Consider the following 20,861-nt stretch of genomic DNA (forward strand, 5'->3'; position numbering starts at 1 on the left):
TGGCCGCCCGGCCCGGAAGGGGACGCCCGCGGGGCCGGGGAGCGGTAATCTGCTCACGCGAAGACGAAAGGGTGAGACCCGGTGAGCGCGGAGTTCGTACTGACCTTGTCGTGTCCGGACCGGCCGGGCGTGGTGGCCGCCGTCTCCGGGGTCCTGGCCGCGCACGGCTGCAACATCACCGAGAGCCAGCAGTTCGGCGACCCGTTCGCCGGGCGCTTCTTCATGCGCGTCCAGTTCACCTCCACCCTCCCCGAGGACGAGCTCCGGGCGGCGTTCGCCGCGCTGGTCCCCGAGCTGGCGATGGAGTTCCGGCTGCACGATCTCGCGGTGAAGCCCCGCGTGCTCGTGATGGTGAGCAAGCTCGGCCACTGCCTGAACGACCTGCTGTACCGCACGCGCTCGGGGCTGCTGGACATCGAGATCGTCGGCGTCGTCTCCAACCACCCCGACATGCGCCCGCTCACCCAGTCGTACGGCATCGACTACCACCACCTGCCGATCACGCCCGAGACCAAGCAGCGCCAGGAGGCCGAGATCCTCACGCTGGTGGAGTACTACCGCGCCGACCTGGTGGTGCTGGCCCGGTACATGCAGGTCCTGTCGGAGGAGCTGTGCGCCAAGCTCACCGGCAAGGTGATCAACATCCACCACTCGTTCCTGCCGTCGTTCAAGGGCGCCAAGCCCTACCACCAGGCGTACTCGCGCGGGGTCAAGCTGATCGGCGCGACCGCGCACTACGTGACCGCCGATCTGGACGAGGGGCCGATCATCGAGCAGGAGGTCGCCCGCGTGGACCACACGCACTCGCCCGACGACCTCGCCGCGATGGGCAGGGACGTCGAGCGGCTGGCGCTCGCCCGGGCCGTCCGCTGGCACGCGGAGCAGCGCGTGGTGCTGGACGGCCACAAGACGATCGTCTTCCAGAGGTAGCGCGCCTCAGCCGGTGAGCCCGGTGTGCTGGGCCAGGAAGGCGTACTGGTCGGCCATCAGGTCGACCGAGCGGCTGACCGCCCGGGCCCCGTGGCCCACCTCGCTCTCGTTGCGCAGCAGGATCGGCGGGCCGTCCGGCGCCTGGGCATGCTGGAGGGCGGCGCACATCTTCCAGGCGTGCAGAGGATGCACCCGGGTGTCGGAGCCGAAGACCATGAACAGCGTCGCCGGGTAGCGCACGCCCTCGCGGACGTGGTGGTACGGCGAGTAACCCCACAGCCAGGAGAACTCCTGCGGGTCGTCGACGGTGCCGTACTCGACGTTCCAGGTGGCGCCGAGGCCGAACTTCTCGTACCTGACCATGTCCAGCAGCGGCGCCGAGCACGCCACGGCGGCGTACAGCTCGGGGCGCTGGGTGAGGGCCGCGCCGACCAGCAGCCCGCCGTTGGAGCCCCCGGAGATCGCGAGCCGGTCCGGGGTGGTGACCCCGGTGGCGATCAGGTGCTCGGCCGCGGCGTGCAGGTCGTCGAAGACGTTCTGCTTGTGGGCGAGCATGCCCGCGCGGTGCCACTGCTCGCCCTGCTCGCCGCCGCCGCGCAGCTGGGCGATGGCGTAGACCCCGCCGGCCTCGACCCAGGCCAGGGTGGCCCCGGAGAAGCCCGGCGTCATGGACAGGCCGAAGCCGCCGTAGCCGTACAGGATGGTCGGGCGGGGCCCCTCGCCGGGCCGGGACACCACGATCATGTGGACCTCGGTGCCGTCGGCGGAGTGGTACACGACCTGCTCGGTGGTGACCTCGGGCAGCTCCACGGCGCCGGGGGACGCCGCCCACAGCGTGGTCTCGCCGGTGCGGGCGTCGTAGCGCTGGATGCTCGGGGGAGTGGTGTGGTCGGTGTAGCCGAACCAGGCCTCGTGACCGCCCTCGGGACGCTCGGTGATGCCGCCGATCGCGCCGAGGCCGGGAGTGGGGACCTCGCCGACCTTCTCGCCGGTGGTCAGGTCGTGCACGGAGATCTCGCTGATGGCGTGGCGGGTCCAGCCCACCAGCATGACCGGGCGCTCCAGGTCGTCCAGGATCGCGAAGTCGGTGAGCACGGCCTCGGGGTCCTCGGGGACGAGCTCGCGCCAGCCCTCGTAGGCCGGGGCGTCCGGGGAGGTCACGCACATGCGGCCGCGCGGGGCGTCGCGGTCGGTGAAGACGTACAGCAGGCCGTCACGGCCGAACAGCAGCGCCGTCTGCGCGTCCACCCCCTCCTGGACGGTGACGAACCGGGGGGACTCCAGGGGCGAGGCGGCGAGGTCGGCGACCCAGACGTCGTTGCGCGGCGCGGTGCCCCGCGACGCCGAGACCGTCAGCCACCGGCCGTCCCGGGACACCGAGATGCCGTAGTAGTTGGTCTTCTCCATGCCCTCGCCGAAGATCATGACGTCCTCGTCGGTGGGCGTGCCGAGGCGGTGCAGGTAGACGCGGCGGTGGTACTGCTCCTCGCCTCCGGGGACCTCGCCGGGGTGGAGCCGGCGGACGTAGTAGAACGCCTCGCCGCCCGGCAGCCAGGCGATGGGGGAGTAGCGGCAGCGGTCGATCGGGCCGTCCAGCCGCTCGCCGGTCGCGATGTCGATGACGTGCAGCCGGGACTCCTCGTCGCCGCCCACCGAGATCTGGTACGCCAGGCGCCGGCCCTCCTTGTCCGGCTGCCAGGAGTCGATCGTGGTCAGGCCGGAGGAGTCGAACGCCATCGGGTCGAGCAGGACGTGCTCGACCTCGTCGGGGCCGACGGTGTAGAGCACGGCATGCTCCTGGTCGGGCTCGCGGCGCATGAAGAAGCGGCGGTCGCCGCGCCAGGCCGGTGGGCCGACCGTGCCGGAGCGGACCAGCTCGGCGATGCGCTCGCGAAAGGTGTCCCGCAGGGGTGACGCGGCCATGGCCTTGGCGAACAGCTCGCCCTGCGCCTCGAGCCACTCCTTGGTCGCGGGATCCTCCGCGCCCTCCAGCCAGCGGTACGGATCGGGCACGGGCGTGCCGTGATAGTGGTCGACCACGGAGTCACGGCGTGCGTTCGGGTACGGCACTCGCGTCATGTAGTGAGCTTATGGCACCCCTGTTACCGCTCGTGAGTCACCGTTTTGTCAAGCTCCGCGTCGGCACCGGATCCGGGCGATCGTGTACGAACAACAGTGATCTTTGCCTAATAGGTTTGCTTAGCCGGGCTAACCGGACATAAAACGGGAGGCGGGGTCTGGACGACACGGCCGTTAATTGGGGTGGCGGGAGGGTCGTCTGAAAGGCCACACTTGCTGAAGGGCGGTGCCGTGGAACCCATCCGCTGGGCCGTCCGGCGGAGGTCCACGTGACGGAAGCATCCGGGGCCCAAGACGACGGGCCGCAAGTCGGGGTGCGCTGCGGCGCATCCCTTTCGACGACGTCCATGGCGGGAAGGGCCCGCTGATGCGCCAGGTCCTGCTGCTGAACGCCACCTTCGAGCCGTTGACCACCCTCAACCTGCACCGGGCCGTCGTGCTCGTGATCAGGGAGAAGGCCGATGTCGTGCACCGTGACGGGCGGGGCGCCGTGCTCCGCTCCGCCTCGCGCACGGTGGACGTGCCATCGGTCATCAGGCTCCGGCGATATGTCCGCATTCCTTACCGCTCGCGCATCCCGCTGACCCGGGCCGCGCTCATGCGCAGGGACGACTACCGGTGCGCGTACTGCGGTCAGCGCGCGGAGACGATCGACCACGTCCTGCCCCGGTCCAGGGGCGGGCTCCACACGTGGGAGAACTGCGTCGCCTCGTGCATGCAGTGCAACCACCGCAAGGCGGACCGCCTGCTGGAAGAGATCGGCTGGTCGCTGCGCGTCGCGCCCGTGGTGCCGCGAGGCGTCCACTGGCGGCTCATCGGGGCGCAGTTCGACGGCGACCCCCAGTGGGCGCCCTATCTCGCCGAGACGGCCGCCTGAGGAGCGTGACGGGCGGCCCCGGCCCGGTGCCGTGGGCCGCCCGGTTCGTCGTACCCTGAGGACATGCCGCGTTATGACTACCGCTGCCGCGCCTGCGGATCGACCTTCGAGCTCTCGCGCCCCATGTCCGCCGCGGGCGACGCCGCCGTCTGCCCGCAGGGCCACGACGACACGGTCAAACTGCTGTCGACGGTCGCCGTCACGGGCGGCGCGCAGGCCCCCCGGTCCGCCGGGGGAGGCTGCTGCGGCGGCGGGTGCTGCGGCTGACGCGCGCCCGCCGCCCGGTCACGCTGCCCTTCTCCGCTGGAAGGGCAGGTAGCGCTCGGCGCGGTGCGCCCGCGCGGGGACCAGCGTCGGCTCCACCGCCACGATGCGGTCGAACCGGAACGCCCTGATGCCGGCCGCCGTGCGGCACCAGCCCACCAGGTACCAGTGGTCCCGGTGCACCAGGCAGGTGACGGGCTCGACGTCGCGCGAGCTCACCCGCCCGGAGGCGTCGCGGTAGTGCAGGCGCACCACCTGACGGCCGGTCACGGCGCCCGCGATCGTGCGGGCGCGCCGGGCGACGTCCGGGGGCAGGGGAGTGGTCAGGGTGTCGAGCGTCTCGGCCACGACCTCGTCGTCGAGGGCCAGCTGTTCGAAAACCGAGCGCAGGCCCCGGCGGGCGGTCACCGCCTGGGGACCCTCGCCCAGATGGGCCAGAGACAGGGCGAGAGCGGCGATTTCGGCGGTCGTCAAAGGGGGCGTGGTGACGTTTGCCATGCCTCAAGACTACCGCCGCACACCGACATTTTTCGAACACCAGATCGCCGTACGGGCATCCCGGGGGCGACTCTTCCCGACCCCCGGGTGACGTCCGTCTAACCCCCGCGACGTGGTCAGCGGGAGAGCTGGGACAGGTCGCGGGACGCGCCCGTGGAGGCCGAGGTCGTGAGCGCGGCGTAGGCCTGCAGGGCGGCGCTCACCGGGCGGGTGCGCTCGCGCGGGCGGTAGCCGCCCAGGGACGACAGCAGGCGCTCGCGCCGCGCGGCCAGCTCGGTCTCGGGGACCCGCAGCTCCATGCTCCGCCCGGGGATGTCGATCTCGATGAGGTCGCCGTCCTCGACCAGCGCGATGACGCCGCCCTCGGCGGCCTCGGGGGAGGCGTGGCCGATGGACAGGCCGGAGGTGCCGCCGGAGAAGCGGCCGTCGGTGACCAGCGCGCACGCCTTGCCGAGACCCTTGCCCTTCAGGAAGCTGGTCGGGTAGAGCATCTCCTGCATGCCGGGGCCGCCCTTGGGGCCCTCGTAGCGGATCACCACGACGTCGCCCGCCGACACCTTGCCGCCCAGGATGCCGTCGACGGCGTCCTCCTGCGACTCGAACACCACCGCGGGGCCGCTGAACCGCCAGATCGACTCGTCGACGCCCGCCGTCTTGACGATGGCGCCGTCGGGCGAGATGTTGCCGTACAGGACGGCCAGGCCGCCGTCGCGGGTGTAGGCGTGCTCCAGGTCGCGGACGCAGCCCTCGGCGCGGTCCAGGTCCAGGGAGTCCCACCGGGCGTCCTGCGAGTAGGCCTTGACCGTGCGCACGTTGCCGGGGGCGGCGTGCCACAGCTCCAGGGCCTCCTCGGTGACGCCGGGGGACTGCGGGTCCCAGGCGCCGAGGAACTCGGTCAGGGAGGAGGCGTGCACGCTGTGGGCGTCGCGGTGGAGCAGACCCGCGCGGTCCAGCTCGCCCAGGATGGCCGGGATGCCGCCGGCGCGGTGCACGTCCTCGACGTGGTACTTCGCCGTGGCGGGCGCGACCTTGCACAGGCAGGGGACGCGCAGCGACAGCTCGTTGATCTCTTTGAGGCCGAAGTCCACGCCGGCCTCACGGGCCGCGGCCAGCAGGTGGAGGATGGTGTTGGTCGAGCCGCCCATGGCGACGTCCAGCGCCATGGCGTTCTCGAAGGCGTCGCGGGTGGCGATGGCGCGCGGCAGCACCGACGCGTCGTCCTGCTCGTAGTAGCGGCGGGCGATCTCGACGACCTGGCGCCCGGCCTTCTCGAACAGGGCCTTGCGCGCCGTGTGGGTGGCGAGGGTGGTGCCGTTGCCCGGCAGGGCCAGGCCGAGCGCCTCGGTGAGACAGTTCATGGAGTTGGCGGTGAACATGCCGCTGCACGAGCCGCAGGTGGGGCAGGCGTTCTCCTCCATCTCGAGGAGCTCGGCGTCGGAGACGGCGTCGTCGGCCGCGGCGATCATCGGGTCGATGAGGTCGAGCTTGCGGCCGGGGGTCTTGCCGGCCTCCATGGGGCCGCCGGAGACGAAGACGGTCGGGATGTTGAGCCGGAACGCGGCCAGCAGCATGCCCGGGGTGATCTTGTCGCAGTTGGAGACGCAGACCAGCGCGTCGGCGCAGTGGGCGTTCACCATGTACTCGACGGCGTCGGCGATCAGCTCGCGGGAGGGCAGGGAGTAGAGCATGCCCCCGTGGCCCATGGCGATGCCGTCGTCGACGGCGATGGTGTTGAACTCGCGGGGGATGGCCCCGGCCTCGCGGACGGCGCCGGCGACCACGTCGGCGACCTCGCGCAGATGGACGTGGCCGGGGACGAACTGGGTGAAGCTGTTGGCCACCGCGACGATCGGCTTGCCGAAGTCGGAGCCGGCCACGCCCGTGGCCCGGAGGAGGGCGCGGGCGCCCGCCATGTTCCTGCCGTGAGTGACCGTGCGTGACCTGAGGGCCGGCATGTCCGTATCTCCCATCCGACGACCGCGGCGGGCCTTTCCGCGAAGGCTTCGCGCCTGAGTCTTCAAATGGTACGGCCACCGCCCGCCTGTCAAGACACGTGGTCCACAGGACGGACGGCGCCGGACCGGCACGAGACAAGGTCCTTCGGGGCTCCCGGGGGCAGTGGTGTTCGGTGACGGGAACCCCGAAGGACCCTCTCGACGGTCAGTTCTCGGGGTAGCGCGCGGGCAGCACCTGCTCGGCCGCGGCGAAGATCTGCTCGATCTCCTCGTCGGTGAGGGAGCGCTCGCGGTTGGTGATCCACTTGCGCGTCCGCGAGCCGTCGAAGACGTCCACCTCGCGGATGTTGAGGATCTTCCAGGGGATGGCGGGGCCGTAGATGGCCAGGGACGGCACGACGGTGATCTCGCGGCCGAGTGCCTTGCCGATCAGCTCGCCGGCCTGCGAGGCCTCCCAGCGGGCCTCGTCCAGGCGCGGCTTCTGGTTGAAGGGCCCGTGGAAGAGCTTGCGGTGCGACTGGACCCGGACGGGCAGGCGCTTGTCCCACTTCTCGGAGTCGACCGCGTACACGCCGGTGGGCCCGACGACCAGGTGGTCGATCTGGGCGTCGCTGCCGGGGAAGCCGCGCGCGTGCAGCGTGAGGTAGCCGTTGCGCTCCAGCTTCTTCAGCTGGGCCTCGGTGCGCCGCTCGGCCGCCGAGGCGCGCCGCCAGGGCGCGACCGAGGACGACGTGCGCGCGCGGTAGACCGTGTCGGCGATCGCGGCGATGATCGCGGCGACCAGCCCGAGGCGCCAGCTCCACATGGGTATGCCCACCAGCAGCGCCGCGCCGGCGGCGATGAGGGCGCGCACCCGCAGATGCCGGTATCTGGGCTGCTGGAGCAACCCGGCGAGGGAGACGCGCTCGATGGGCGTATAGGTCGCCTCGGGAGCTGAAGGCCGAGATTTCGGCTCCGAGGAACGGTCACTCACCCATATAGGTGACGTATTGTGACCGTCGTCAGGTTCTGGCCCGGAATCCACGTAACTCACGGTAGTTGACGCCCAAGGGTGTGCCTAGTGTTGGCTAGTTCACATTTTTGTGGCCGCACGTTCTCGCATCGTAGGGCGAAAAGCCGGGTATCTATCTCTTTTCTCTCTAGATAACTCGAAGCGCGGGCCCTACTGTGCGGATCGTGGCGCAGATACATGATCTCACAGCCCTGGAACTCGCGGCGGCCGTACGGTCCAGGGAGCTGTCCCCGGTAGAGGTCACCAAGCACTATCTGGAGCGCGTCGAACGGCTCGGTCCCGAGGTCGGGGCCTTCGTCACCCCGACCCCCGAGCGGGCCCTGGAGCAGGCGCGCGACGCCGAGGAGACGGTCATGCGCGGCGGCGACCTGCCCCCGCTGCTCGGCGTCCCCGTCCCGATCAAGGACCTCAACCTGGTCAAGGACGTCCCCGTCCTGTTCGGCTCCGCCACCTACGAGGGGTTCGTCGCGCCCCTGGACGACAGCGTGGTCGAGCGCCTGCGCGACGCCGGGACGATCATGATCGGCAAGACGGCCACACCCGAGTTCGGCCTCCCCTGCTACACCGAGACCGACGTCTCGCCCCCGGCGCGCACTCCGTGGGACCTGAGCAGGTCCGCGGGCGGTTCGAGCGGCGGGGCCGCGGCGGCGGTCGCCGCGGGGCTGGCCCCGGCCGCGCACGGCAGCGACGGCGCGGGCTCGATCCGCATCCCCGCCTCGGTGTGCGGCCTGTACGGCATCAAGCCCACCCGCGGGCGCATCTCGTTCGCCCCGATCGTCCCCGACCTCGCGGGACTGTCCACCAACGGCCCGCTGGCCCGCACGGTCGCCGACGCCGCCGCGCTGCTGGACGTCATGGCGCACAACCAGCCGGGCGACCTGTACGTCGCCCCTCCGTCCCCGATCGGCTTCGCCGAGGCCGCAACCCGGCCGCCGGGCCGCCTCAGGATCGGCCGCTACGCCACGCCGGTCGTGCCGGGCGCCGAGGTCCACCCGGACGTCCTCGCCGCCTACGAGGACGCCTCGCGCCTGCTGGCCTCGCTCGGCCACGAGATCGTGGACATGCCCGCGCCGTTCGACTCCTCGATCGTCGCCGAGTTCGAGAAGCTGTGGTTCTGCTTCGCCTGCATGCACCCGGTGGACCCGTCGCTGGAACCCCGGCTCCGGCCCTTGACGCGATGGCTGCGCGAGCGCGGCTTCGCCACCAGCGCCCCGGACTTCCTGCAGGCCCAGGCGGCTCTCCAGACGGCCACCCGCTTCGCGTTCCTGGTCATGAACGAGTTCGACGCGGTGCTGACGCCCACCGTCACCCAGCCGCCCGCGCCGGTCGGCTGGTTCGAGGACGCCGACGACCCCCAGGTCACATTCGAGCGCATGGAGCGTTTCGCCCCCTTCGCCGCGACCTGCAACGTCAGCGGCCAGCCGGCCGTCAACCTCCCCCTGCACTGGACGGAGGCCGGGCTGCCCATCGGCGTGATGCTCGCCGGGCGCTTCGGCGACGAGGCCACGCTGATCTCGCTGTCGGCCCAGGTCGAGGCGGCCGTCGGCGGGTTCTGGGGCGAGCGGCGCCCCGCGCTGTGGTGACGGTCACCGCGGGCGCGGCACGCCGATCAGCCTGACCAGCTCGGCCGAGACGTCCGCCAGGAGCGTCGCCGGGCGGATCGGCGCGCCGGCGACCGCGCCGAACAGGCTCGGCAGGCCCGGCAGCGGGAAGCCGTCGTCCCGGGTGGCCCGGTGGCCGACGCCGTTCTTGTCCAGGAGCGCCCGGCTCCTGGCCCAGGCGTCCAGCACCTCCTCGGGCGAGGGCACCCCGAAGCCGTGGCCGACCGGCGCGGCGTGGCGCAGCCGCACCACCGGGGTGTCGGCGAAGGTCAGCGCCACCTTGCAGCGCAGGGCCAGGCCGTGGCGTGCCTCCTCGGGGATCCAGTCCATCGCCGTGCAGGGCTTGCGGCACTTGGCCACGCACGTGGCGAGCGCCCCGGCGAGCTGGCTGTGCTGGCGGTCGAAGTACGTCCGCCAGCCCTCCGGCGGCTCCTGCGCCACCCGCAGCGTGCGCTCGGCGGCGGACTTCTCCGACTTGGTGTGGTCGCACTCCCGGTCGCCGATCGCCCCGAAGCGGCTGCCCTCGGCGCGCAGGCCCTCCGGCCAGCGCGCCGGGTCGCCCGAGTGGCCGAGCACCGGCTCGAAGGCCAGCAAGGGCAGGTACTCGCCGGCGATGTGCAGGGCCGCGATCATCGAGCTGAGCTCCCGCCGCTCCCAGCGGATCTTGATCACTTCCAGCAGCAGCCCGTAGGCCGGCCTGAGCGAGGCCAGGGCCCCGCGGGGCCGCTCGCGCGGCGTCTGCGGCATGTGACAGTCGCGCGCCCGCCTGCGCAGGTCGCTCCGCACGGCCGCGGCGTCGGCCTCGGCGGCGAAGTCCTCGGCGTCCAGCGTCAGCAGGCGCTGCCCGAACTCGCACAGGGCGGGGACCAGCACCGCATGGGGGACGACCATGGGGGCCAGGGCGCCGAGATCGGCGAAGGCGTACCTGCGCGCGAGCGCGGTGAGCAGGTCGAGAGGGGAGTTCACCCTGGACACCTTCTCACGCGACCGGTGAGGTTCCCTCGGCCCGCGCGACCACCGCGCGGGCGAGCCCGATCAGCGCCCCGGGAGGCGGCGGCCCCGCGGGCGATCGGACGTGGACGGCGAAGGCGCCCTGGGACGTCCGCGCCGCCACCACGCCCGGGTAGAGCATGGCGCGCCCGCCCATGCCGGGGACCGGCCGCCCCTTCTCGCGGCTGAGCGTCCCGCCGAGGGCGATCAGGAAGACGGCCCGGGGCCCGGCGGCGGCGTGCACGTCCACGGTCACCGGGGTGGCCCCGGTCGCCTCGTACCGGCACGAGCGCACGGCGAGCCAGGGCGGCATGGGCGTGTCGCCCGCCCACGCCCCGGCGGGGCCGAAGGGGACGCCGAGCGCCCGGCGCAGGTCGGCGGGGGTGACGAGCGAGGCCGGGCCGCCGGGCTCCTCCTCGTCCCGGCGGCGGGACGCGGCGCCGAACACGGAGACCTCCCCGAGGTTCTCCGGGGCCTCCAGCAGGTGCTCGCCGGTGTCGTCGTAGGACGCGGCGCCGCGGTGGCGTGAGCCGGTGAGCACCTCCACGGCCTCGACCCAGCCGGTCCTGCGTCCCACGCGCGCCCGCACCAGGTCCCCCTCGGCGAGGGGCCGCCACAGCTCCTCGGCGATGCCGTACGCCTTCACCTCGCGCGTGCGGCCGTCGTCCAGCGCGAGCCAGTAGGCGTACTTCGGATCGTCGTCGCCGCCCACCCGGAACCGGCGCAGCCGCACGATCTGCCCCTCGGCCTCCGCCTTGGTGGTGAGGTCCGCCAGGACGCGGTAGATCGGCACGCCGGCCGTCAGCCCGGCGGCCAGGACGGCCACGGGCAGGTTCAGGGACCCCGGCCAGTCGAACACGGCGGAGCCGACGACGCCGAGCAGCCAGGTCCAGAAGCCGCAGAAGAACGCGGCGGCGAGCGCGGCGAACACGATCGGGCCCGGCGGGCGGCCCCACAGGAACCGGCGAGGGTAGGTCACCGTGACCACGTGCCACATGCCGCCGAAATCGGACCAGGCGCGCCGGTCGTCGGCGGGACGGCCGATCGGCAGGCTCGCCACGGCCCGGCCCGCCAAGCCCAGGGCGGCGGCGTAGGCCAGGTGCCGCCCCCAGATCGTGACGGCGGCGGCGGGCCGCTCGGCGAACCCCTCGCCCGCCGCCAGGTGCGCGCGCACGCCCATCCAGTACCCGGCCACGCGCGCGCCCTCGGCGGTGCCGCGCTCGCCGTTCAGCCTGCCCATCAGCGCGACCAGCGCGCCGAACCCCAGGACCGCCGCGGCGAAGCCCCCGTCGCCGTCCGAGGAGGAGGAGTGCGTGGTGACGCTCACGGCGACCCCGAGCGCTCCGGCGGGCACGGCCGCGGCGGCGGTCAGCACGGCCGCCTGGACCCGGTTCCAGCGCGGGCGCGACAGGCCCTTCTCGCGCGCCTCCGCGATCACCTTCTTCCTGAAGCTCTTCCACCAGCGGCCGAGGTTGCGGGAGCCCTCCGCGAGCGCTCCCGTGGCCACCACGCCGTCGGTCGCCAGGGACCGCACATGGTCGTACACGAGCTTCTCGTAGGGCCGCAGCGGCGTCCCGGGCACGCGGAGCCGCACCAGGGACAGTTCGGGCCCGATCTCCTCGATCTGGACGGCCCCCCGCGCCGCCAGGTCCAGCAGGGTGGCCGCCACGGCCTCGTCGCCGAGCCGCACGCCGCCGGTGATCAGGCCGACCAGCGCGGGCGACTCCTCGCGCAGCTCCGCGGTGGCGGGGCCGGGGACGACGGCCGGGGTGCGGGTGGCGGCGGCCAGCGCCGCCAGAAGCAGCAGCCACAGGCCGGCGGCGACCGCGGCGGCGACGAAGAAGACCATGGTCGGGGAAACGGCCTAGAAGCGGACCTGGACCGGGCCGCGCTCCTCGCCGGGAGCCTGGAAGTACTCCCGTTCCCGGAAGCCCGCCATGCCCGCCACGACGTTCGCGGGAACGGTCTGGATGCCGTTGTTGTAGGCCAGGACGGCGTCGTTGTAGTACTGCCGCGCGTAGGCGATGCGGTTCTCGCCGTTGGCCAGCTCGTCCTGCAGGGCCGCGAAGTTCCGGTCCGCCTTCAGCGCGGGGTAGGCCTCCGAGACGGCGAAGAGGCCGCGCAGCGCGCCGGTCAGCATGTTCTCGGCCACGGCCTGGTCCTGGGGGCCGTGGGCGGAGGCCGCCTGACGCCGGGCCGCGGTCACGGCCTCCAGGGTGCCGCGCTCGTGCGCCGCGTACCCCTTGACGGTCTCGACCAGGTTCGGGATCAGGTCGTGGCGGCGCTTGAGCTGCACGTCGATCTGCGCCCAGGCGTTGTCGACGGCTCCCCGCCTCCGGACCAGGCCGTTGTAGGCGCCGACGGCGGCGAAGACGAGGAGGGCGAAGAGGAGGGCGAGGGCGCCGGCGGCGACGAGGGCGATCAAGGAGGGCCTCCCGGGCGTACGGGACGGCGCGCACATCCGCCGTATCCGGCCGTGCGGCGGGCCGCCGTCCTGCTCGGCTCCCATGAGACCCGCCCGGGCTTGCAGCGTGCTTACAGCGCGCTGAAGCCGTCACCGCCCGCCCGGCTCATGGCCGGGCGGGCAGGGCTCGGGCGGTCAGGCCGCCGAGGCGTCGCGGGCTCGGGCGCGCAGCGCGCGGCTGATGCCGTCCGCACCCTCCAGCAGCAGGCGGCGCAGGGCGTGCGGCGGCTCCTCGGCGGAGATGTAGTCCTGCGTGCGGGCGACCGTGGACGGCTCGATCAGCAGCATGGGGTAGCAGCCCATGGCGAAGCGCTGCGCGGTGTCGAACGTCCACTCCTTGTAGATGCGGCCGACCTCGGAGAAGAACAGCTCGCCGTACGGCTGGAGCAGCTCGGTGTGGTGGGGGTCCATGAAGCCGACGATCGTGGAGCGCAGCACCGCGCCGCTCAGCGTGCCGCCGACGATGGACGCCCACGCCTCGGCCTTGCCCTCGGCCGTCGGGATCGCCGCACGGCACAGCGCCGCGGAGCGCTCGCCGGTGGCCGTCGGGTCGCGCCGCAGCTCCTCGGCGATGTCGGCGTCGCCGTAGACACCGCCGGACACCAGGGCGTGGATCAGCGTCCAGCGGAGGTCGGCGTCGACGGTCAGGCCCTCGGGCGCCGCCTCGCCGTCCAGGATCGCCTTCACGAAGGCGAGGTCCTCGGGGGAGGTGGCGCCCGCGGTGAAGGCGTTGACGTAGGCGAGCTGGTGGTCGGAGCCCGGCTCGGCCGTGGCGATCAGGTCGCGCAGGGCACGCGACAGCCCGGCCAGGCCGGTGTCGCGCCAGGCCGGGTCGGCGTACTGCTGGACGGCCAGGCGGGCCTGGCGCAGCACCGTCTGCAGCACGGTGATGTCGGTGATCGAGTGGACGCCCGAGATGACGAGCCTGACGTAGTCGCGGGTCGCCATCTCGGCGTCGCGGGTCATGTCCCAGGCGGCCGACCAGCACAGGGCCCGCGGCAGGGACTCGGTGACCGCCGCGATGCCGCCGTCGACGAGCGTGCGCAGCGAGCGCTCGTCCAGGCGGATCTTGGCGTAGGTCAGGTCGTCGTCGTTGATGAGGATCAGGTCCGGCTGGGGCTCGCCGACCAGCTCGTGCACGGGAGTGCGGGCGCCGACGACGTCCAGCTCGACGCGCTTGACCCGCGTGAGGGTCTCGCCCTGCCGGGAGTACAGGCCGATGGCGACGCGGTGCGAGCGCAGCGTCGGGTAGTCGGCCGGGGCCTCCTGCAGCACGTCGAAGCCGAGGAAGCGCCCCTGCTCGTCGACGGTGAAGGACGGGCGCAGGGTGTTGACCCAGGAGGTCTCCAGCCATTCCTTCGACCAGGAGGACAGGTCGCGGCCGGAGGTGCGCTCCAGCGCCGACAGCAGGTCCTTCAGCTCGGTGTTGCCCCAGGCGTGCTCGCCGAAGTAGTCGCGCACGCCCGCCAGGAAGTTGTCCAGGCCGACGTAGGCGACGAGCTGCTTGAGCACCGCCGCGCCCTTGGCGTAGGTGATGCCGTCGAAGTTGACCTCGACCGCCTGCATGTCGGGGATGTCGGCGGCGATGGGGTGGGTGGAGGGGAGCTGGTCCTGGCGGTAGGCCCAGGACTTCTCGACGTTGGCGAACGTGGTCCAGGCGCCCTGCCCCCAGCGGGTGGCCTCGGCCTGGCACAGCACCGACATGTAGGTGGCGAAGGACTCGTTGAGCCACAGGTCGTCCCACCAGCGCATGGTGACCAGGTCGCCGAACCACATGTGCGCCATCTCGTGCAGGATCGTCTCGGCGCGGCGCTCCACCATGGCGTCGGTGACGCGGGAGCGGAAGATGTAGTCCTCCAGGAAGGTGACCGCGCCGGCGTTCTCCATGGCGCCCGCGTTGAACTCGGGCACGAAGATCTGGTCGTACTTGCCGAAGGCGTAGCGCAGGCCGAACACCCGGTGGAAGAAGTCGAAGCCCTGCTTGGTGAGCTCCAGCACGTTGCCGGCGTCGAGGTGCTCGGCCAGGGACGCGCGGCAGTAGACGCCGAGCGGGATGCCGTCGTGCTCGTCGCGGACGACCTCGTACGGCCCGGCGATGAGGGCGGTGATGTAGGTGGACATCACCGGGGTGGGCGGGAAGTGCCAGCGCTTGGCCGTCTGGAGGGTGCCGTGGCGGCCGCGGTGCTCCTCCAGGTCGTCGACGGAGTCGGGGGCGGCGTTGGAGACGACCTGCCAGTCGGCGGGGGCGAGCACGGACAGCTCGAAGGTCGCCTTCAGGTCGGGCTGGTCGAAGCAGGCGTACATGCGGTGGGCGTCGGCGGTCTCGAACTGCGAGTGCAGGTAGACCTTCTGGTCGACGGGGTCGACGAAGCGGTGGAGGCCCTCGCCGGTGCGCATGTAGGTGAGGTCGGCGTCGAGGCGCAGTTCGTTGTGCGCGGCGAGCCCGGGCAGGGGCAGGCGGCCGGTCTCGGCGTCGTAGGCGGTGACGTCGAGCTCGGTGCCGTTGAGCACGGCGGAGCGGACCTTGGCGCCCGCCAGGTCGATGAAGGTAGAGGCGCCGGGGTCGGCGCTGGAGAAGCGGACGGTCGTGACGCTCTCGAACCGTTCGTCGCCCTCGGTGAGATCGAGCTCGACGGAGTAGGACTCGACCTTGAGCAGTCGGGCCCGCTCCCGGGCTTCGTCACGGGTCAGGTTGCCAGCCACATCCGCTCCTCTTCACAAATCTCCCCCGCCCCTTCGCGAGAGGAATGCATGAATCCTGCCACGTCGGTCGCGCGAATGCCGCACCGGAAGGGGCTCTTTCCCCCGGTGAGGGGCTTACGCCGACCGCGAAGCACGCTCCGGGAGACTCCTTCCCGACCGGGAGGAGTGAGGAAAGTCAGGAATTGGGCAAGCCGTCACCGCTCCTCACGGGGTATCGGTCACTGTCCGATACCGGTGATGTCAGTGGTACAGAAGGGACGATCACCGCCATTTCCATTCCCTATCAAATTTGCAGGGAATAGAGTCGTGGTGCTAGGGGTTGTCGCACGTGCTACTGGAACAACGAGCAGGAAGACGGCCATGACTGAACGAATCCCGGTGGACTTCTGGTTCGATCCGATCTGCCCATGGGCGTGGATGACGTCGCGCTGGGTCCACGAGGTCGCCGCCGTGCGGCCGATCGAACCGCGCTGGCACATCATGAGCCTCGCCGTGCTGAACGAGGGCAAGGACGTCTCCCCGGAGTACAAGGAGATCCTCAAGCACGCCATCAAGCCCGTCCGCGTGCTCCAGGCCGCGGCCGAGAAGTACGGCGAGGGCGTCCTCGGCTCCCTGTACACCGAGCTCGGGACCCGCATCCACAACCAGGGACGGCTCAAGTCCGCCGAGATCGGCGGCGCGGAGGAGGGCTCCGGCGTCTCCGAGGTGTTCCGCGAGGTCGTCGGGGAGGCCCTGGAGGCCGCGGGACTGGACCCGGCCCTCACCGAGGCCGCGACCACCACCCAGTACGACGAGGCCGTGCGCCGGTCGCACGAGCGCGGCATCGGACTCGTCGGCCAGGAGGTCGGCACCCCCGTCATCGCCGTGGACGAGGTGGCCTTCTTCGGGCCCGTCGTCTCCCCGGCTCCCAAGGGCGAGGACGCCGCCAAGCTCTGGGACGGGGTGCTGCTCGTCGCGCGGACCGACGGCTTCTTCGAACTGAAGCGCTCGCGCACCCGCTCCCCGATCTTCGACTGACCCGCCCGGGCGCGCCGGAGGGTTGCGGCGCTCCGGCGCCCATGGTCGACTCCGCAACAGAGCCCGCGGACGGCGGTTCCGATCAGGGATACGAGCCGGCCGGGCGGGCGACAGGGAAGGGCGGTGCCATGGAGCGGGGCGGGCGGCGGGCGGGCGCGTTCGAGGTCGCGCTGGCGCTGGGCGGCCTGCTGCTGGTGGTGCTCGCCCTGCAGAGCGCGGGCCCCGCGCTCGCGGCGCTGCGCGGCGACGGCACGCACGGCACCTTCACCGCGCGCCGGCTGGAGTGCGTCCAGCACCCGGGCCACGAGCAGTGCGCCTGGCTCGGCGCCTTCCGGCCCGCCGGCGGCGGGACCCTGCGGGAGGACGTCGCGTTCTACGGCGCCGAGCGGGACACCTTCACGGCCGGGGCATCCTCGCCCGCGTTCGACACCGGCAGGCGCGGCCACGTGTACGGCCCCGGGGGCTCCAACGAGTGGGTGGTCGTCGCGGCGATGCTGCTCGCCGGCCTGGCCCTCATGGCGTGGCCCCTGCTGCGCCCGCGCCGCCGCCGGCCCGCGCCGGCGGTGGACTCCTGAGCGTCAGGGCGCCTGCAGCAGGATCTTGCGCGCCGCGTCCTTGGTCAGGCGGTCGACGTACAGGACGCCTTCGAGGTGGTCGAACTCGTGCTGGAAGCAGCGGGCCAGCAGGCCGCGCGCCTTCACCCGCAGCGGCCGCCCGAGCCGGTCGTACCCGGTGACGGTCACGCCCGCGGCGCGCGGCGTGCGCGCGTAGAGGGGCTTGCCGGTCGCGCGGCCGGGCACCGATAGGCACCCCTCCTCGTCCAGCACCTCCTCGGCGTCGTCGACGGTCAGCTCGGGGTTGATCACGTGCCCCTTGCGCCCGGCGGCGTCGTAGACGAAGAGCCGCCGGGACACGCCGATCTGCGGCGCGGCGAGCCCGACGCCGTCGGCGGCGTACATGGCCTCCATCATCTCGTCGACGAGCCTGCGAAGATCTCTGTCGAACTCCGTGACCGGCTCGGCGGGGGTGCGCAGGACGGGGTCGCCGATCACGCGGATCTCGCGCATGAAGATCTCCTGTAAGAGGTCAACCAGCCTAGTGGCTCTTACTGTATCGGAATAAGCGCCGGTCCAGGGCCCCGCGCCGAAGCGGGACGGCGCGGCCCGGCGGCTCGTTCCGCGGCGAGGATGCGAGAATGGGCCCGTGCGCGTCTACATCGCCGCCGACCACGCCGGCTATGAACTCAAGAACCATCTGGTCTCGACACTGAAGGAGCGTGGCCACGAGGTCGTAGACGAAGGCCCCTTCGTCTACGACGCCGAGGACGACTATCCGATCTTCATCCTCCGCGCCGCCGAGGCGGTCTCCAGCGACGAGGGCAGCCTCGGCGTGGTGATCGGCGGCTCCGGCAACGGCGAGCAGATCGCGGCGAACAAGGTGCGCGGCATCCGGGCGGCCCTGGCCTGGAGCGCCGAGACCGCCGAGCTCGCCCGCCGCCACAACGACGCGAACGTCATCAGCCTGGGCGCGCGCATGCACTCCGCGGAGGAGGCCGCGCGGTTCGTGCAGGTCTTCCTGGACACCCCGTTCTCCGGCGACGAGCGCCACCGGCGGCGCATCGCCCAGATCGCCGCCTACGAGGCCACCGGCACGATTCCGCCGCTCCCCTAGAGCGGTCCCCGCCTGCTACCGAGGGCGCCTCGCGGTCCGCGGGGCGCCCTCAGGCGTGTTCAGCCGCGGCGGCGGCCCTCGGCCCTGCGCGCGGGCTCGGCGCCGCGCTCGCCCCTCTTCTGGACGTCCGCCTTGCGCGCGGCCTCGTCCCGCAGCGGCCGGCGGTCGGCGGCGTCCTGCTGCTCGTCGGAGGGACGCGACACGTCACGTGCCCGCATCGCCGTGATCGGGGTGATCTGCAAGCTCTGGAGTGCCATGTCCAGATCGTATGCCTCCGTACTGGATCGGCCCGGGTAGCGGCGGGGGCTCAGAAGATGAGCCCTCCCCAGGGGCGGGTCTCCCACTGCATCGCCGCCGACAGCGCGCGGACGGCCCCCGGGCGGACCTCGCGGACGACACCCGCGGACAGGAAGGCGCCGAGCGCGCGCCCGCCCAGGTAGGCGGCCCCGAGCACGTCCACGGGCAGCTCGACGTCGGCGGGGTCGCCGGTCCTCTCGCACGTGGCGCCGGTGGTGTCGGCCGACAGCCGCCAGCGCCCGGCGTTCCACGGGCAGACCGGGTCGGCGACGTCGATGACGACGTCCACGGGCGCGGAGTAGGCCCGGTACGGCATCGCCCGCCCGACGTCCACCACGCGCGCCCACAGCTCGTCCAGCCATCCGGCGTTCAGCGCGCGGGGTTCGGCGAGCAGGTGGATGATCGGGTCGTCCACGGGCCGGTTGCGCGCGAAGACCCTGGAGCACAGGTCGCGGTCCAGCACGTGCCGCCACAGCAGCGCGTACGCCGCCGGGTCCACACCGAACAGGTCGTCCACCTGCACCTCGCCGTCGGGCACGTCGTGCTCGGTGAAGCTCGGCTTGATGCGGAACAGGGCGTAGCCGCGCGGCCCGGCGTCGTCCTCGGCCACCACGCAGCGCAGCGAGTTCCTGCCCCTGCGGGCCTCCTCGTCGTCGGCCAGCACCGCGTCCCACATCGCCGGGCCCCGGGCGTACAGGCCGGGACGGCTCGGCATCACGGCCTCGAACACCTTCTCGAGGTCGGCGCGCGCCTCGGCCGGGCGTACGACGCGCAACCGCAGCCCGGGATCATTCGGGGCGTGCGGCGCGAACTCCGAGCCGCGCCGCGGGATGTGGAAGAACAGGCTGTCGGCGGCCCTGCCGTAGCCGAACCTGCCGTAGATGGCCGCCTCGGCGGCGTACAGCAGCGCGACCGGCTCGCCCCCCTCGTGCAGGTCGGTGAGCTGGCGTCGCATGAGCCGGCTGAGGATCCCCTGACGCCGGTGGGAGGGCAGTACGCATACCGCCGTCACCCCGCACACCGGGCGGGGGCCGCCGGGCAGCGTCATCGTGAAGCTCAGGCCCCCCGCCGTGCCCACCAGCCGGTCGCCGTCGAAGGCGCCGAGCGAGCGCTCGAACTCCGTCACGGCCTTGAACCGGTCCCTTCTGGCGGGGCCGAAGTCGGCCCCGAAGGCCTCCTCGTCCACCTCGATCCAGCGGTCCCATTCCGACTCTTGGATGGGGCGGATGACCGGTTCCGGCCGGGGATTTGGTTCGGTGTTCATCCGATTAACGTTAGGACCGGGCAAACCGGATCGGCCACCTAATATCCCCGTTTAATGATCAAGGTCTTGGTCAAGTCGGCTGCCCAAAGGGCCTGCTTGCGGATAGAGTCGAGCCCATCATGAGTTCCCGTCCGGCGCCGCTGATCCCCCCGCGGCTCCGCGCGATCTTGGTACGGGTCCCGTTCCTCGTGCGGATCGTGCGATTCCTCCGCAGGGGGCCGCTGGCGCGTGACCGGAACCTTCTCATCACCCTGAGCGTCCTCACGCTGCTCCTCGGCGCGCTCGCCGCCCGGGTCTCCAGCGAGCTGTTCTCGCCCAGCCTCCTCGTCCTGGTCACCCTCGTCGGGGGGCTCCAGCTCCGGTTGCGCAGCCTGGTCGTCCTCATCGGCGCGGTCGGCGTCGCCCTGACCTACATCGGCGTCGCGCTCGGGCCGCGCTCGGTCAGCCTCGGCCTGCTCGTCACCATCGGCTTCACCAGCGTGCTCGCGTTCCTGATGGCGCGCACGCGCGGCAAGCTCGGCGTCCAGGGGCTGCGCGGAGACGCCATGCTGCTGGAGCTGCGCGACCGGCTCAAGAGGCAGGGCGACCTGCCCGCGCTCTCCAAGGACTGGGGCCAGCGCGTCGTGCTCAAGCAGGCGGGCGGCTCCTCCTTCGGCGGCGACTTCCTGGTCTCCACGCGCCACGACGACATCCTGGAGGTCGCGCTCGTCGACGTCTCGGGCAAGGGCGTGGACGCCGGCACGCGCGCCCTCATGCTCTCGGGCACCTTCGGCGGGCTGCTCGGCTCGGTGGAGTCGTTCCTTCCCGCCTGCAACGCCTACCTCCACCGCCAGCCCGAGGGGGAGGGGTTCGTCACGGCCGTCCACCTCCGGCTGGACCTGTCCACCGGGGCCTACGAGATCACCTCGGCCGGTCACCCTCCCGTGGTCAAGTTCGACGCGGGCACGGGCACCTGGCAGGTCTCGGCCGCCAAGGGGGTCGTGCTCGGCGTCGTCCCCGACCTGCACTGCGAGCCCGACAACGGCGTGCTCCACAAGGGCGACGCGCTCATGCTCTACACCGACGGGCTCATCGAGCAGCCCGGGCGCGACATCGACTCCGGCCTCGACCGCCTGCTCGGCGAGGCCGAGCGCCTGGTGCCGTCGGGCTTCTACGACGGCGCGCGGCCCCTGGTCAACTCCATGTCGGCGGGCCACAACGACGACTGCGCGCTGATCCTCATCTGGCGCCCCTGAGCCG

General features: G+C 72.3%; 19 protein-coding genes. 8 read left to right on the plus strand and 11 right to left on the minus strand.

What is annotated here, in order from left to right:
* Positions 1 to 81: 81 nt before the first annotated feature.
* Complete coding sequence (gene purU, locus BJ981_RS21200) at positions 82 to 930, plus strand: formyltetrahydrofolate deformylase (protein ID WP_184613028.1); 849 nt, start codon at positions 82 to 84, stop codon at positions 928 to 930.
* Positions 931 to 936: 6 nt separating this feature from the next.
* On the opposite strand, the gene BJ981_RS21205 is transcribed toward purU, so the two are convergent.
* Positions 937 to 3,009 carry a prolyl oligopeptidase family serine peptidase gene (locus BJ981_RS21205; protein WP_184613029.1) on the minus strand — a complete coding sequence of 691 codons (2,073 nt, stop codon included), beginning with the start codon at positions 3,007 to 3,009 and terminating at the stop codon, positions 937 to 939.
* A gap of 367 nt (positions 3,010 to 3,376) precedes the next feature.
* On the opposite strand from BJ981_RS21205, the gene BJ981_RS21210 reads away from it, so the two are divergent.
* Positions 3,377 to 3,886 (plus strand): HNH endonuclease, encoded by a 510-nt coding sequence (locus tag BJ981_RS21210; protein WP_184613030.1) that lies wholly within the window; start codon positions 3,377 to 3,379, stop codon positions 3,884 to 3,886.
* 63 nt (positions 3,887 to 3,949) lie between these two features.
* Positions 3,950 to 4,153: an FmdB family zinc ribbon protein gene (locus BJ981_RS21215; protein ID WP_184613031.1), complete on the plus strand. Its 204-nt coding sequence runs from the start codon at positions 3,950 to 3,952 to the stop codon at positions 4,151 to 4,153.
* Between the two features lie 18 nt (positions 4,154 to 4,171).
* Here the strand turns inward: BJ981_RS21215 and BJ981_RS21220 are convergent, their stop codons facing one another.
* The 3 genes from BJ981_RS21220 to BJ981_RS21230 form a co-directional block, all read right to left on the minus strand.
* Entirely contained in the window at positions 4,172 to 4,648 is a 477-nt protein-coding gene (locus tag BJ981_RS21220) for a helix-turn-helix transcriptional regulator (RefSeq protein ID WP_184613032.1), read from the minus strand.
* A gap of 116 nt (positions 4,649 to 4,764) precedes the next feature.
* Entirely contained in the window at positions 4,765 to 6,603 is a 1,839-nt protein-coding gene (ilvD, locus tag BJ981_RS21225) for a dihydroxy-acid dehydratase (protein WP_184613033.1), read from the minus strand.
* Positions 6,604 to 6,808: 205 nt separating this feature from the next.
* The gene (locus BJ981_RS21230) at positions 6,809 to 7,576 is read right to left on the minus strand and encodes a nuclease-related domain-containing protein (protein WP_239139779.1); all 768 of its coding nucleotides are present in this window, start codon (positions 7,574 to 7,576) and stop codon (positions 6,809 to 6,811) included.
* Between the two features lie 203 nt (positions 7,577 to 7,779).
* On the opposite strand from BJ981_RS21230, the gene BJ981_RS21235 reads away from it, so the two are divergent.
* Positions 7,780 to 9,198 carry an amidase gene (locus BJ981_RS21235; protein ID WP_184613035.1) on the plus strand — a complete coding sequence of 473 codons (1,419 nt, stop codon included), beginning with the start codon at positions 7,780 to 7,782 and terminating at the stop codon, positions 9,196 to 9,198.
* Between the two features lie 3 nt (positions 9,199 to 9,201).
* Here BJ981_RS21235 and BJ981_RS21240 read toward each other — a convergent pair whose 3' ends face one another.
* From BJ981_RS21240 to pepN, 4 genes are all read right to left on the minus strand, one after another.
* The gene (locus BJ981_RS21240) at positions 9,202 to 10,182 is read right to left on the minus strand and encodes a hypothetical protein (protein ID WP_184613036.1); all 981 of its coding nucleotides are present in this window, start codon (positions 10,180 to 10,182) and stop codon (positions 9,202 to 9,204) included.
* A gap of 13 nt (positions 10,183 to 10,195) precedes the next feature.
* A complete protein-coding gene (locus tag BJ981_RS21245; RefSeq protein WP_184613037.1) occupies positions 10,196 to 12,055 on the minus strand; it encodes a DUF2207 family protein in 1,860 nt (619 codons plus the stop codon).
* Positions 12,056 to 12,070: 15 nt separating this feature from the next.
* Positions 12,071 to 12,631, minus strand: a complete 561-nt coding sequence (locus tag BJ981_RS21250) for a LemA family protein (protein WP_204070745.1) — start codon at positions 12,629 to 12,631, stop codon at positions 12,071 to 12,073.
* A gap of 174 nt (positions 12,632 to 12,805) precedes the next feature.
* Complete coding sequence (gene pepN / locus BJ981_RS21255) at positions 12,806 to 15,373, minus strand: aminopeptidase N (protein ID WP_184613038.1); 2,568 nt, start codon at positions 15,371 to 15,373, stop codon at positions 12,806 to 12,808.
* 360 nt (positions 15,374 to 15,733) lie between these two features.
* Between pepN and BJ981_RS21260 the strand changes: the two genes are divergently transcribed.
* Positions 15,734 to 16,390: a mycothiol-dependent nitroreductase Rv2466c family protein gene (locus tag BJ981_RS21260; RefSeq protein ID WP_184613039.1), complete on the plus strand. Its 657-nt coding sequence runs from the start codon at positions 15,734 to 15,736 to the stop codon at positions 16,388 to 16,390.
* Between the two features lie 128 nt (positions 16,391 to 16,518).
* Positions 16,519 to 16,965 carry a hypothetical protein gene (locus tag BJ981_RS21265; protein WP_184613040.1) on the plus strand — a complete coding sequence of 149 codons (447 nt, stop codon included), beginning with the start codon at positions 16,519 to 16,521 and terminating at the stop codon, positions 16,963 to 16,965.
* Positions 16,966 to 16,968: 3 nt separating this feature from the next.
* Here BJ981_RS21265 and def read toward each other — a convergent pair whose 3' ends face one another.
* The gene (gene def / locus BJ981_RS21270; protein ID WP_204070747.1) at positions 16,969 to 17,457 is read right to left on the minus strand and encodes a peptide deformylase; all 489 of its coding nucleotides are present in this window, start codon (positions 17,455 to 17,457) and stop codon (positions 16,969 to 16,971) included.
* A 136-nt stretch (positions 17,458 to 17,593) separates the two neighbouring features.
* Here def and BJ981_RS21275 point away from each other — a divergent pair, with 136 nt between their 5' ends.
* Positions 17,594 to 18,061 carry a ribose-5-phosphate isomerase gene (locus BJ981_RS21275; RefSeq protein WP_184613041.1) on the plus strand — a complete coding sequence of 156 codons (468 nt, stop codon included), beginning with the start codon at positions 17,594 to 17,596 and terminating at the stop codon, positions 18,059 to 18,061.
* A 59-nt stretch (positions 18,062 to 18,120) separates the two neighbouring features.
* Here the strand turns inward: BJ981_RS21275 and BJ981_RS21280 are convergent, their stop codons facing one another.
* Together BJ981_RS21280 and BJ981_RS21285 are read right to left on the minus strand one after the other, a co-directional pair.
* Complete coding sequence (locus tag BJ981_RS21280) at positions 18,121 to 18,318, minus strand: hypothetical protein (protein ID WP_184613042.1); 198 nt, start codon at positions 18,316 to 18,318, stop codon at positions 18,121 to 18,123.
* 50 nt (positions 18,319 to 18,368) lie between these two features.
* Positions 18,369 to 19,622 carry a GNAT family N-acetyltransferase gene (locus tag BJ981_RS21285; RefSeq protein ID WP_184613043.1) on the minus strand — a complete coding sequence of 418 codons (1,254 nt, stop codon included), beginning with the start codon at positions 19,620 to 19,622 and terminating at the stop codon, positions 18,369 to 18,371.
* A gap of 119 nt (positions 19,623 to 19,741) precedes the next feature.
* On the opposite strand from BJ981_RS21285, the gene BJ981_RS21290 reads away from it, so the two are divergent.
* Positions 19,742 to 20,857 carry a PP2C family protein-serine/threonine phosphatase gene (locus BJ981_RS21290; protein ID WP_184613044.1) on the plus strand — a complete coding sequence of 372 codons (1,116 nt, stop codon included), beginning with the start codon at positions 19,742 to 19,744 and terminating at the stop codon, positions 20,855 to 20,857.
* Positions 20,858 to 20,861: the final 4 nt, after the last annotated feature.

Source organism: Sphaerisporangium krabiense (assembly GCF_014200435.1).
GTDB lineage: Bacteria > Actinomycetota > Actinomycetes > Streptosporangiales > Streptosporangiaceae > Sphaerisporangium > Sphaerisporangium krabiense.